General features: G+C 40.1%; 15 protein-coding genes. 14 read left to right on the top strand and 1 reads right to left on the bottom strand.

All coding sequences use genetic code 11. The annotated features are described in order from the left end of the window. Positions 1–7: 7 nt before the first annotated feature. Positions 8–124, top strand: a complete 117-nt coding sequence (locus B879_RS23585) for a DUF4411 family protein (protein ID WP_083847963.1) — start codon at positions 8–10, stop codon at positions 122–124. 209 nt (positions 125–333) lie between these two features. Here B879_RS23585 and B879_RS22905 read toward each other — a convergent pair whose 3' ends face one another. Beyond that, positions 334–492, bottom strand: a complete 159-nt coding sequence (locus B879_RS22905; protein WP_009186756.1) for a hypothetical protein — start codon at positions 490–492, stop codon at positions 334–336. A gap of 565 nt (positions 493–1,057) precedes the next feature. Between B879_RS22905 and B879_RS18580 the strand changes: the two genes are divergently transcribed. The 13 genes from B879_RS18580 (at position 1,058) to B879_RS18525 (ending at position 12,095) form a co-directional block, all read left to right on the top strand. Further along, entirely contained in the window at positions 1,058–1,945 is an 888-nt protein-coding gene (locus B879_RS18580) for a nucleotidyltransferase domain-containing protein (RefSeq protein ID WP_009186755.1), read from the top strand. Between the two features lie 3 nt (positions 1,946–1,948). Continuing rightward, positions 1,949–2,593, top strand: coding sequence for a Cap15 family cyclic dinucleotide receptor domain-containing protein (locus B879_RS18575; protein ID WP_009186754.1), 645 nt, complete (start codon positions 1,949–1,951; stop codon positions 2,591–2,593). A 143-nt stretch (positions 2,594–2,736) separates the two neighbouring features. Next, the gene (locus B879_RS18570) at positions 2,737–3,204 is read left to right on the top strand and encodes a GyrI-like domain-containing protein (RefSeq protein ID WP_009186753.1); all 468 of its coding nucleotides are present in this window, start codon (positions 2,737–2,739) and stop codon (positions 3,202–3,204) included. 129 nt (positions 3,205–3,333) lie between these two features. Next, entirely contained in the window at positions 3,334–4,200 is an 867-nt protein-coding gene (locus tag B879_RS18565; RefSeq protein ID WP_009186752.1) for a DNA/RNA non-specific endonuclease, read from the top strand. A 147-nt stretch (positions 4,201–4,347) separates the two neighbouring features. Next, the gene (locus tag B879_RS18560) at positions 4,348–4,818 is read left to right on the top strand and encodes a D-Ala-D-Ala carboxypeptidase family metallohydrolase (RefSeq protein ID WP_009186751.1); all 471 of its coding nucleotides are present in this window, start codon (positions 4,348–4,350) and stop codon (positions 4,816–4,818) included. Positions 4,819–7,674: 2,856 nt separating this feature from the next. Next, positions 7,675–7,908 carry a hypothetical protein gene (locus tag B879_RS18550; protein WP_009186750.1) on the top strand — a complete coding sequence of 78 codons (234 nt, stop codon included), beginning with the start codon at positions 7,675–7,677 and terminating at the stop codon, positions 7,906–7,908. Continuing rightward, complete coding sequence (locus B879_RS23270; protein ID WP_009186749.1) at positions 7,905–8,192, top strand: hypothetical protein; 288 nt, start codon at positions 7,905–7,907, stop codon at positions 8,190–8,192. The genes B879_RS18550 and B879_RS23270 overlap by 4 nt, the downstream gene beginning before the upstream one ends. Positions 8,193–8,453: 261 nt before the next feature. Further along, positions 8,454–8,648, top strand: coding sequence for an AAA family ATPase (locus B879_RS18540; protein ID WP_040401161.1), 195 nt, complete (start codon positions 8,454–8,456; stop codon positions 8,646–8,648). Continuing rightward, a complete protein-coding gene (locus B879_RS23690) occupies positions 8,644–8,799 on the top strand; it encodes a hypothetical protein (RefSeq protein WP_497706786.1) in 156 nt (51 codons plus the stop codon). The genes B879_RS18540 and B879_RS23690 overlap by 5 nt, the downstream gene beginning before the upstream one ends. 27 nt (positions 8,800–8,826) lie before the next feature. Then, the gene (locus B879_RS22695; RefSeq protein WP_157231709.1) at positions 8,827–9,000 is read left to right on the top strand and encodes a hypothetical protein; all 174 of its coding nucleotides are present in this window, start codon (positions 8,827–8,829) and stop codon (positions 8,998–9,000) included. A gap of 642 nt (positions 9,001–9,642) precedes the next feature. Next, the gene (locus B879_RS18535) at positions 9,643–9,864 is read left to right on the top strand and encodes a DUF433 domain-containing protein (protein ID WP_009186747.1); all 222 of its coding nucleotides are present in this window, start codon (positions 9,643–9,645) and stop codon (positions 9,862–9,864) included. After that, on the top strand, positions 9,861–10,202 hold the full coding sequence (locus B879_RS18530) for a DUF5615 family PIN-like protein (RefSeq protein WP_009186746.1): 342 nt from the start codon (positions 9,861–9,863) through the stop codon (positions 10,200–10,202). Before B879_RS18535 ends, B879_RS18530 begins: the two co-directional genes overlap by 4 nt. Before the next feature lie 621 nt (positions 10,203–10,823). Further along, positions 10,824–12,095, top strand: a complete 1,272-nt coding sequence (locus B879_RS18525; RefSeq protein ID WP_009186745.1) for a glycosyltransferase family protein — start codon at positions 10,824–10,826, stop codon at positions 12,093–12,095. Positions 12,096–12,105: the final 10 nt, after the last annotated feature.

The raw sequence follows: 12,105 nt of genomic DNA, 5'->3' as shown, positions 1-12,105 counted from the left end.
AACTGTAATTAATTCCAAGAAAATAAAAATCCCTAATGTTTGTGATAACGTAGGAATTAGATGGATAAACGACTTTCAATTTATTGAAGAGCTGGACATTAAATTTCAATGTTCATTGGCTTAAATAACAACAGAAAGGAAGCAAAAGTAATGCATATAAGAACTAATACACTGTCTTAGAAGTAGACAGTCTGGAAAGTGGAGCTTAGCGGAATTTGAGTTTTAATCCGTAATAAAAGGAGAACAGCGGGGTTTGAAGGGTATTATTTAGAACTTCCCCATTTAGGAGAGAAAAAGTACATTTATCAAGTAAAAAGCCCAATATTCAAGTATTTACATCATGTTTGCTTTTTTTAAAATGGCATGTGTTTTTTTCAACTCCTTACTGAAATCTACAGTAGAGCTCTTTGAAGCAGCTTTTTCTGCCTTTTTTACAAAATTTTCTGCTTCCTTTTCTTTGAGAACAGGAATAATTTTAATCGGTAATGCCATATAAATTAAATAGAATTACAAAACTGATTAACGTATTCTATTTAAACAAGTTATGTAAGATTATTTGAGATTCAAAACTGAATCCGATGGAGAGGACCTGATTAAACCCGAAATATGCATTAGGAATTCTGCGCCACGGCGCACAAGTTATTACGAGCTAATCCGCCGCGGCGGACATAATCAATCACTTCACTGCATTTAGCTCATTCACCATAGAGATGACTATGCTTCATTCGCTAAATGCTTTTCCCAAAGTTCCGCTGTTACAGCATAGAAGTTGGTTTTTCCTTTGTTGGTATTTATGCCACAGTCTTTACATGTAAAATCCCAATTCATAAGGCTAGAAAATTGAATTAGTGTACTAAAATCGTAAATTTTAGGTTGAATTGTGGTGATAAACGTAAAAAATACCCTGTATGGGGGATTTTTTAGTTGAGAGGGATTTGGTAGGTTTAGGGAAATAAAAGTGACCGAGGGTATATATATCGGTCCAATGATCGAAGCTTTATTTATTAAAGGTTAATACATAAAGGAGTTAGGCAACATTTAAAAACCGAATCGACAAATGGCAAAATACACGGAAGATCAATTAACTAGTTGGACAAAGCCCCCCAGTGATTCAGAACAGACAAAACTTGAAAATTCTGAAAAGATGGTTCGTGAAGCAATCAGTTCGGATGAAAAACTAAGTAAAAAAACAATCGAGACCTTTGGACAAGGTTCATACGCCAACAATACCAATGTCAGGTTAAATAGTGACATAGATATAAATGTGAAATATTCTGACGGATTCTATTTTGACCTTCCGAAAGATAAATCTAGAGAAGACTTTGGAATAACTCTAACTTCATATTCTTATGAAGAGTATAAGGACGATGTAGAAAATGCCCTCGTTAATAAATTCGGGAGAAGTGAAGTAGTTAGAAAGGACAAGTGTATAACTGTAAAAGAAAATAGTTATCGCGTAGAAACTGATGTTGTACCAACTTGGGATTACAGAAGATATTCAGAGAATGGAAATTACGTCCAAGGAACAAAATTCAAAACTGATAAAGGAATTTGGATTGATAATTATCCGAAACAACATATAGCCAATGGAATAAGCAAAAACAACAATACAGCTCGAAGATTCAAACGATTAACAAGGCTACATAGAAAGCTGAGATATAAGATGATTGATGATGGAGGAAATGTTAGTGATAATATCACTTCGTTTCTTTTAGAATGCCTCGTTTGGAACGTTCCCAATAGAATAATGAATGATTATGACACTTGGACAGAAAGATTAAAGCAATCGATTATTTATCTGTACAACAACACTAGGGAAGAATCCAGTTGCAAAGAATGGGGAGAAGTATCGGAATTGCTGTATTTGTTTCATGGTGGCAGAAAATGGACTTCTAAAGATGTAAATTCATACATGGTCTTACTTTGGAATCATTTAGAATTTTGAACGATGGTGACATATAACATAAGGACTTTCGCGTTTGCTATATTAGGCTTGGCATTCTTGACTTATGGAATAATTTTTCTATGGACTCAAAATTTAGACAGTATTGATTTCAACAAGGCTCTGACCCATATTTCTACTACAATTTCAATAAATGTTGTTTTATGGACTCTATTTATCAATTGGTGTTGGAAATGGAGAGTATTCTATCCTTGGCTTGTTCCTTTTCCTAATCTGTCAGGAAAATGGGAAGGAGAACTTAAATCAAATTGGAAAGAAAAATCACTCGAACCAATTCCAACTGAAATAAAAATTAAACAGACCTTTTTTAATATTCAGTTAAAGATTAAAACTAATGAAAGCAGGAGTCATAGTATTGGTGCTTCTTTTGACATTGAGAAAGACCGTGGGTTAGAGCAGTTAATTTACTCCTATATGAACACACCAAAATCAAGTGTAAGAGATAGGAGCGAAATCCACTATGGTTCGACCTTATTGACATTCGAAGGATTTAAAGTTAATGAGATGGAAGGTCAATATTGGACTGACCGAGAAACCACAGGAGAAATAAAATTAAAAGAAAAAACGTTGCCTAACAGCACCTACCCAAAAGTGGCGGTTCAGTGGTTAAACCTGCCTGCCGACATGTAGGTCAAGCTTAGTGCTTTTATCAAAGTTTTGCTTGGTTGACAGTGAATCGCTTCGAAATCGCCACCTTTAGGTAGCTGAGAAACGTTTGGCGGGCATTTAAATGGTCTTGCCTCAATTCAATATAAAGTAAGAAGCAAACATTTATGATTGAAAAGAAAGACAAATTTAAACTAGTTGGATTACAACTAAAGGGGAAGACAACAAATCAAAACAATCAATCAAGTGAAGATTGTGGCAACTTATGGCAGAAATTTGAGAATGAAAAAATATTCGACCGTATACCTAAAAAGTTGTCTAATGAAATTTATGCAGTCTACTTTGATTATGAAAAGGACGAGACCTCTCCTTTTTCTTACTTTATAGGGTGTAAAGTAGCAAATGACGCCGAACCACCTCAAGAACTTTCAGAGCTAAAAATACCTGACCAGAAGTATATCAAGTATACGGCTAAAGGAGTAATGACCGGTTGTATAACTGACACTTGGAAAAAGATATGGAATTCTGATTTGAATCGTGAATTTGGATTTGATTTTGAAGTATATGATGAAAGAAGCCAAGATTGGAATGATGCAGAAGTTGATGTATTTATATCGGTAGCTTCAAACCTGTGACTGGAATCAAGCTAACTAACTGGATGATTCATTGAAATGGATGGAGGGTTATTGGGAAACCAATGAGTGGGCTGGTTGATCTAAAAAAATGTCAAGTTGTAATCTTTTAACCTTTTTATCCAATAGTATATGAGATGGATAGTTATTATTGTTTTAATATTTAAAAGTTTTGTCTGTTTTGGTCAAGATAGTCAGTTGGATTTTTCCAGGATTAATCCTTCTTCCCAATCATTGGAGCACTTGTTGTCCTTGTTTACCATTCATGGGGTACCGAAGAATCAGAATGCCCTAGATACTTTGTCTATATTGATTAATCATGGGTATTGTGTAGGGTTTTCCACTCAATATAATCAACCTCTGTGGGTGGCCTATCAGGTATCCAAATCGAGAAGGGATGTTGACTATGAGCGGTACCCGTTTTTTGTTGACGATGTCAGGTTAAAACCTGAGAACAGAATCGGGACACAAACCTTTGGGAATGGATTTGATTTAGGCCACATGGCTCCAAATGCTGCCATCAATAAGCAGTATTCCAAGCTTTCGCAAATGGAGACCTTTTTGATGAGCAATATATGTCCCCAAAGTGCTAATCTTAACCGAGGGGTTTGGGCAAGATTGGAGTCTGAAATTCTCAATAAATACCCTAATGCAGGAAATAGAAATTCAAAAAAAGACCATGTATGGGTAGTGGTAGGTCCGGTTTTTTCTGAAAACCCCGAGTATATCAGGAGATCCAATGGCGTGAGTGTTGCGATTCCTGAGGCCTTTTTCTGTATCCTTGTGAGACCCAAGAGGTACCCGTATGACTCCCCTGGGAATTCAGACTATTTGGCTTTTATATTTCCCCAGGATGTTGAAAGCAACCAAAGGTTAGATACCAAGTTTATCACAAGTATCAACGAAATAGAGCGGTTGACCCAATTGAATTTCTTTCCGGATTTGTCCCGACTTATGGAAGATAGAATAGAGAATGCCATTACATTGGAGTTATGGTAAGTGGTATTCCATTTGAAATTTGGGATTATAGGGGGTAGTTTGGGAAAAAAATCACCAACATTAGGTATTTTTTAGTTCATGAAGATTTTTTAAAATTACTAGATTATTAGTCTTATCGTTTTTTGTCATTATGTAATCCCAAAATTTATGTCTAAGCAATTGACTAGAAATTTTTCGTTGGCAGAGATGTTGAACAGTCAGACTGCCAGTAGGCTGAATATTCAAGAGCAATATGAGCCTTCAGAACTTGTTATTGAAAATCTCAGGCAGTTGAGTATCCATGTTTTACAACCCTTGCGGGATATGTTGCGCCGTCCGGTTTTTGTAAGTTCAGGTTATCGGAGTCCCCGTGTCAATCGGATTGTTGGGGGAGCGGATAGCAGTCAGCATATGAAAGGGCAGGCGGCAGATATAGTGGTGCCCGGAATGAGTGCGGAGGTGTTGTTTCAAAAGATCAGGAAAAGTGATTTGCTGTATGATCAATTGATACAGGAGTTTGGTCGTTGGGTTCATGTTTCCTACAATCCCGAACCTGCTAAAAATAGGAAAGAGGCATTAAGGGCGGTTATGGAAGGGGGCAGGGTGAGGTTTTTGCGTGGGGAGAGGGTTGGGGGGTGAGTTTTGAGTGATGAATGAAGAGTGAGAAGTTTGATATGTAGAATGAAGAATTAAGAATTTCGGATTTCGAAGGGCGGATTTCGAAAAAAGTGGGAGCTTGGAAGGATAATGTAGAATGAAGAGTGATGAATGAGGAAAAAGTGCTGAGTGAGGAGTGCTGAGTGAGGAGTGATGAGTGATGAGTGCTGAGTGATGAGTGAATTTCGTGGTTGTCAGGTTGTCAAGTTGTCGTGGTTGGAGCTTGGAAATGGCTAAAGGAAAAAGGGACATTGGGAATTAGGGACATAGAGACTGAGAGATATAGGTAGGAAGGGAAAAGTTTAAGGGTTTAAAGCTTAAAGATTAACCTTAGATTAGATGAAATTTGCCGATTATGGTAGGGTTTAAAATGTGGCTCCGCCACATTTTAAACCCTATCTTTATTTAATGATTTCCGGTGGCCGAGCGAAGCCGAGGCCGAGGAGGGTGAAGAATGTGGAATGAGGAACAGGTTTGGAGCTTGGTAAATTTGGGAGGTTATTTCTATATGGGGATCAGGACGCAGAATGCGTCCAATACCGAAGGTTATTTACCCCGGGTTGCTACCCGGTGGTGGAAGCTGGTTTTAAGTCCCCGGTCCGCCCAACTCCGGTAGGAGTTGAATTTAACCACCGATGGATGAGGATGGACACAGATAAAAGCTGCGCTTTTTTTTGGTCCACGCCTGCCTGCTGCAGGCAGGAATTACACGAATTGCACGAATATTATTGATTTTGACCTTTTAAATCTTTTTTGAGCGCTTTCTTAATCCCAAACCATCAAGGGAAAAAGAATTAGGCGCGGAGCTTACTAATTTTCACTAATTCCGAGCTGTAAATGCACTCCTTTCTTTTTCAATACAGACAGGACTATGGATAAAGAACAGCCCCAACAGGGCTGAACCCTTATTAGCCCCAGGTTCAATGCGATGGCTAATAGGGAGGGTAGGAACCTGGGGTTAAATGCGGTCACCGCGATCCCAGAGGCGGCACAAGCAACTTCTGAGAAGTTCGTTCGCAATATGCCGCCGAAATGAAACCGGATCGCTTTAGGATGAAGAAGGATGAATGAAAAATGAAGAATGGGGGCTTGCAAGGTTGAATTTTCATTATAAGGATTGCGATCCTTTGCGAAAAACTTTGGGTGTATTGCGGTTAAAAAATGAGCTGAAAGCTCAGATACCAGTGGTTCGACAGGCCAACCAATCATTGTTTGGCAGGCTCACCAACCCTGGTCCCGCGGCACAGCCACGGGACAACGGGGTAAATATTAAGTCCACGAATTACACTAATTGCACGAATTGGTTTGATTTAAGGTTGGTTAGTGATTTTTATGTTTTTCTGTGATCAAAGCCATCAAGGGAAAAAGAATTAGGCGCGGAGCTTACTAATTTTCACTAATTTTAGTGGATACTACTGCTTTCAAGAATAGGGCCGAGAGGCACTTGATAACATAGGAGGACGTTGCGTTAAGAAATGATCCCTTTGGTCCCGATTGCTATCGGGATTTAGCGACGGGCCAGGTTGTGGGGCAGGAAATGTAGAATGAAAAATGAAAAATGAAAAATTAGGAATGAAGAGAGGAGCTTTGAGTAGACGAGATCGGTACTAAAGGGGAAGGATTTTTTTAACCACAGATTGACACTGATAAATGAGGATGAAAAGCTGCGCTTTTTTTGTTCCACAAATTACACTAATTGCACGAATTGGTTTGATTTAAGGCTGGTTAGGGATTTTTATGTTTTTCTGTGATGATCAAAGCCATCAAGGGAAAAAGAATTAGGCGCGGAGCTTACTAATTTTCACTAATTCCGAGCTGTAAATGCTTTCCATTCCTTTTCAATACACGGCTGTAGATAAAGAACAGCCCCAACAGGGCTGAACCCTTATTAGCCCCAGGTTCAATGCGATGGCCAATTGGGAGGGTAGGAACCTGGGGTTAATTGCGGTCACAGCGATCCCAGAGCCTGCCTGACCGGCAAAGGCAGGGCGGCGCACGTATCTGTTAAGAAGTTCGACCGCCACCCGCCGACGATAGGAACCCAGACCATCTAAAAAACCTCTGCGGAAACCTTTGGGTCCATTGCGGTTAAAAAAATGAGCTGAAAGCTCAGATACCCGTGGTCCCACGGTGCAACCGTGGGACAACGGGATATCCCGACCCTTCAGGCCGGGGCGTATGGGTAAGGAGATGTCTTGGAAGGATGGCCTTCGACCATCGTTATGTTATTACGCCCTTTCAGGGCTTTTGGGATGAGCAGGGCTGGAGGCCCTAGATAACATATGAGGACGTTGCGTTAAGAAATGATCCCTTTGGTCCCGATTGCTATCGGGATTTAGCAACTGCCTGTCCCGAGAGCATTGCGATTCGGGAGGCCAGGATGAAGGGCAGGAAAATAAGAGCCAAGGCAAAAGGCAAAAGAGCCAAGTGGAAGCTTTGAAAGTTTGGGAGTCTTATTATGGTGGATATATGGGTTTTTTGTCCACTCCCGCCTGCTTCGGGCAGGAATTACATTAATTACCTGAATTTTGAGGTTTTTTAGAGTTCTTGGTCTTTTTCGGTCCACATGGTATCAGGGGTAAGAAAATTAGGCGCGGGGCTTGGGAATTGACACGAAACTGCCCTAGATCAGCTCTGGTTGTAATAATTGGGTCCAAGTCTGAAGACTTGAACCAAGTAGTCGAGAAGATCTGCCTTTGACGGAAGATGAATCCGAAGAGTTGAACCAAAGATATCCAGGTCTGAACAATGAAATAAATGAATGGTTTTTTTGATAATTGAGCCAGAGTAGGGTATAAATTGTTTCAAATATTTATCTTTACTTAAAACTAGCCGGTGATGGATGTGTATGCTACCAAATTAGAACTAATTGAAATGCTTTTGAAGATTGAAGAGGAAAGTGTTTTAATGAAAGTGAAAGCTCTTTTGGAGGATGTGTCTTCCCCTAATTATTCTTTGACGGAAGAGGATTATGTGATAATTGACCAAAGAAGAGAAAAGCATTTTTCAGGGGAATCAAAATCTTTTTCATGGGAGGAAGTAAAAAAAGCTGCCAAGGAGTCTCTTACATGAAGCATGAGCTAATAATAAAGGAGGAAGCAAAGTTTGAAGTGATTGATGCTTATAATTTTTACGAGAATGCTAAACCCGGTTTAGGTGACATTTTCCTTGAATACCTCGATAAATGTTTTAACAGGATTATTTTAAACCCTCTTCATTTTTCTATCCGAAGGGCACCTTACAGGGAGGCATTGGTAGAAAAGTTTCCGTTTTTAGTAATTTTTGAATTAAAAGAAGGTAGGGTAATCGTATATTCAGTTTTTAATACTTGGAGAAATCCTCTAAAAAAGCCCTGAATCCCTCAGAAATTTTATTTGGTTAACGAATTGAACCACCGAACTTGTCCCGCAAGGCGGGATAAATGAGGATGAACTCAGATGGGTGGAAGGTAAGGATTAAAGGCAGCTACTAAAGACAGGAACAAAGAAAAGTTATATTTCGACAATAGATAGGGGACTAAGTGATATTCAAATTATTGAATAGGAGAAAATCTGATAATTAGTCACTGTAATGACTAATTATTATAATATTTGGTCATTACAATGACGAAATATTGTATGTTTGCAATAAAAATAATTACAGACCAATTTAAGGATGTTCAGCTTTTTGTAAGCGGTTCTTCTTCATTTGATTTGGGAAATGTATTGAATGAACCTTTGACGGGAAGAAAGTGGGAGTATGAACTTTTTGCCATTTCATGGGAAGAATATGAAAATAGCATTGGCTTTTTAAAATCAGCAGCAAGAAATTGACTTCGTTGAAGAACGTGATGGCCAAATTTCAGCTTATGAATTCAAATGGAGTAATAAGAAAACAAAATTTCCTGAAAAATTCATAGAGGTTTATAATGCAAAATCAGTTTTAATAAACAGAAATAATTTCAGAGAATTCGTTAAGATTTAATTCAAATAGGAACTGGAGAAAGGGTTTTTGGCGACTCCAGAGGAGGAGTGGATTCAGGCCCTGAAAACATTGATTCTGGATGCAGCGCTGAGGAAGAAGATGGGAGAGAAGGGATTGGAGCTGGTGAAGGAGCGGTTTACGGTGGAGGGGAATTTTGGGATTATGAAAAGAGAAGTGGAGAGGGTGTTGGAAGGGGGGTGAGGACGCTGCGCTTTTGAACCATTAAGGAGTTAAGGAGTTTAAGGGGTTCATTAAGAGCTTAGGAGGAAAAGAAGGTGGAAAAGACGCTGCGCTTGGCTTTTATTACACAGAGGTGCACAGAGGAGGCATGGAGATACACGGAGGGGAGAGGGTGAGGAGTGATGAGTGGAGAATGTAGAGTGATGAATGAAGAATGGAATGAGGAATTAATAATTTCGGATTTCGAAGGGCGGATTTCGGAAGAATTTGGAGCTTGGAAGGAAAATGATGAGTGAAGAATGATGAATGAAAAATGTGGGAGCTTGGTAAGTTTGGGAACTGATTTTATTGAAGAGCAGGAATTTCACAAATTTTTAAATTCTGCATTTTGGCTGCTGGGGAATTTTGATGTGAATTTCTGGTCAAGGCAACAAAAGAAAATGAATTAGGCGCAGGGCTTGGGAATTAACACGAAACTGCCCTGGATCAGCTAATTGGGTCCAAGTCTGAAGACTTGAACCAAGGGGGAACGAGGGGGCCTGATAAACAAAAATTGAGGCTTTTTGTATAGTGGAGTAAACAAAATTATTGTCATTTAAATAAGGTTTTGGAAGAGTTCAAGGATTATTTATTATATTCCCATTATTGTCCAATTTTGTTGTTATGAAGATTAGTAAATACATTGAGATTGATTCTGAAAAGAGGTTTGGGAAACCAATAATAAAGGGAACTCGAATATCAGTGTCCGATGTCCTCAATTGGTTGGCCAATGGTATGACCAAAGCGGAAATTATTGAAGACTTTCCTGAGTTAAATGAGGAAAAGATCAATGCTTGCTTGTTTTTTGCCTCTACCCGAGAGGGACATTTGGGGATAGCATCATGAGGTTACTTTTTGACCAGAATATTTCCCATAGACTTGTTAAGCAAATCATTGATCTTTTTCCTGAAGCCAAACAAGTAAGAGAACTTGGGATAGAAAATTTTTCAGATAGATCAATATGGGAGTTTGCAAAAGAAAAAGAGTACATCATCGTAACTTTTGATGGAGATTTTTATGATTTCTCCTTAGTTTATGGTCATCCTCCTAAAATTGTTTGGCTGAGATGCTTGAATCAAACCACAAAAAACATAGAAGTGGTCCTACGTAAATATCATTCAAAAATTATGGACTTTTATCTTGATAAGGATTTGGCTTGTCTTGAAATTATTCAAAAATTTTGATAAAAACAGGATTGTGTAAAGGAGATTTTAAAATTGGGAGAGCCAAGGTTCATGGTTGGAGAATGTAGAATGAAGAGTGATGAATTAAGAATGAAGGAGCTTTGTGGGTTGAGGAGTTCGGTTCTGTATGAGGTGACGACGCGGTAAGCGTCCAACACCGAAGGTTTTTTTGCTCCGGGTAGAATTTTGTTTAGTTTGATAAACAAAAATTGAGGCTTTTTGTATAGTGGAGTAAGCAAAATCATTCTATTAACTATCCGCTCGGCGGATTTTTTTGTTTATTGGGGGATCGGTGGTATTATTATGAGGGGGTTAAAAGGATTTCTCCTCCTTCCCGCAAGACTGCGGGACAGGCAGTTCCTCGTCGTCGAAATGACAAGGAGAGGCCTATGCCAGTAGCAGACCGCCATAGTAAGGAAAAGTTCAATCCAAAAAGCCTTTTCACAAAAACCAGGACTGGTACTTAGACAAACCTATCCTTGTCACTCCGACAGCAGGAGGAGTCTATATGAATAATAGCAATTTGATTAGATTTCTCTCTGCGTTCGAAATGACAAGGGAAAGTGAAATCCGCTAAATAACCTTTAATTATTGGATAGGCTGTTTTTCTGAAATTCAAATATGAAAAAAGTTCTCTTTATCACCTGGGATTCGGATTCGAGTAATTACCTGGAAAACCTGTTTCTGCCGATTTTTAAGGGTTTAAAGGAAAGGCATGACATCCAATTTCATGTGATGCAGTTTTCCTGGGCCGGACCAGAAGAGGTGCAGCGCCTGAAGCGCCTCTCGGCCTCTATAGGCATTGCCTATGTGCAGTATCCCGTACATAAAAAGCCCCATGCTTTTTTGGGGGTGCTTTGGACAGTGTACCGGGGCGTGTATCATATTAAGAACTATGTCAGGGAACATGGCATCCATTCCGTTATGCCCCGCTCCACCATGCCGGCCATGATGGTGAACCGCTTGCTGGATTTTTTGAAGAAAAACCAAGTGGAAGTCATCTTTGATGCTGACGGCCTGCCCTTGCAGGAGCGCCTGGATTATACGGGCTTGAAGGCCAATAGCCAACCATATAAAATCCTCAAAAAAGAGGAAACCAAATTATTGAAGCGGGCAGACAAGGTCCTGGTCAGGACGGAGAAAGCCAAGAAGATCCACCTGTATTTGATCGGTCAGGCCCATGCGGATAAATTCCATATCGTCAGTAATGGTCGGGATGCTGTTTTTTTTAAACCTGATCCAAGGGCCAGAAAGGAAATCAGGTCGGCCTTGGGGCTAGGGGAGGAGGAATTGCTGTTTGTGTATTCGGGTTCTCTGGGGCCGCAGTATGTCTTTGAGCAGATGTTGCTCTTGTTTTACCGCTATTACCTGGCGCATGGGAAGTCCAGGTTTTTGGTCTTGAGCCGATCGGCTGGGGATTTGCCGCCTATGACGGGGAATCTGGAGGGATTGGTGTTGCCGATGGCGGTGGATTTTCAGGATATTCCGAGGTACCTGTCAGCGGCGGATGTGGCTTTTAATTTCAGGTTGCCCGCCCCTTCCCTGGCCGGCATCGCCCCGATCAAGTTGGGGGAGTACCTGATGATGGGAATACCTACGATTACTTCCACAGGTATTGGGGACACGGAGGAACAGGTAGGGGATAAGGAATTTTGTTGCTTGGTGGATTTAAAGGATCCCCTTTATCAGGCCAAGGCGGTGGATTGGGTAAGGGAAGTGCTGCCGGGCTTGGATAGGGAGGTGATCCGGGATTTTGGGGTGGAGGTGTTTGGGTTGGAGGGGAGTGTGATGGCGTATGGGGAGGTTTTGAAAGTTGGATTTCGAAAGTCGGATTTCGGAAAATTGGGAGCTTGGAAGGACAATGAAGAGTGGGGAGTGAGGAGTGGAGAGTGATGAGTGAAGT

Source organism: Cecembia lonarensis LW9 (genome assembly GCF_000298295.1).
Taxonomy (GTDB): domain Bacteria; phylum Bacteroidota; class Bacteroidia; order Cytophagales; family Cyclobacteriaceae; genus Cecembia; species Cecembia lonarensis.
This window is presented reverse-complemented; position numbering and strand designations above follow the sequence as displayed.

Bases quoted from the DNA above. Each gene is read 5' to 3' on its own strand.
- B879_RS22905 (WP_009186756.1), bottom strand. From the start codon at position 492: ATGGCATTACCGATTAAAATTATTCCTGTTCTCAAAGAAAAGGAAGCA.
- B879_RS18580 (WP_009186755.1), top strand. From the start codon at position 1,058: ATGGCAAAATACACGGAAGATCAATTAACTAGTTGGACAAAGCCCCCC.
- B879_RS18575 (WP_009186754.1), top strand. From the start codon at position 1,949: ATGGTGACATATAACATAAGGACTTTCGCGTTTGCTATATTAGGCTTG.
- B879_RS18570 (WP_009186753.1), top strand. From the start codon at position 2,737: ATGATTGAAAAGAAAGACAAATTTAAACTAGTTGGATTACAACTAAAG.
- B879_RS18565 (WP_009186752.1), top strand. From the start codon at position 3,334: ATGAGATGGATAGTTATTATTGTTTTAATATTTAAAAGTTTTGTCTGT.
- B879_RS18560 (WP_009186751.1), top strand. From the start codon at position 4,348: ATGTCTAAGCAATTGACTAGAAATTTTTCGTTGGCAGAGATGTTGAAC.
- B879_RS18550 (WP_009186750.1), top strand. From the start codon at position 7,675: ATGGATGTGTATGCTACCAAATTAGAACTAATTGAAATGCTTTTGAAG.
- B879_RS23270 (WP_009186749.1), top strand. From the start codon at position 7,905: ATGAAGCATGAGCTAATAATAAAGGAGGAAGCAAAGTTTGAAGTGATT.
- B879_RS18540 (WP_040401161.1), top strand. From the start codon at position 8,454: ATGTTTGCAATAAAAATAATTACAGACCAATTTAAGGATGTTCAGCTT.
- B879_RS18535 (WP_009186747.1), top strand. From the start codon at position 9,643: ATGAAGATTAGTAAATACATTGAGATTGATTCTGAAAAGAGGTTTGGG.
- B879_RS18530 (WP_009186746.1), top strand. From the start codon at position 9,861: ATGAGGTTACTTTTTGACCAGAATATTTCCCATAGACTTGTTAAGCAA.
- B879_RS18525 (WP_009186745.1), top strand. From the start codon at position 10,824: ATGAAAAAAGTTCTCTTTATCACCTGGGATTCGGATTCGAGTAATTAC.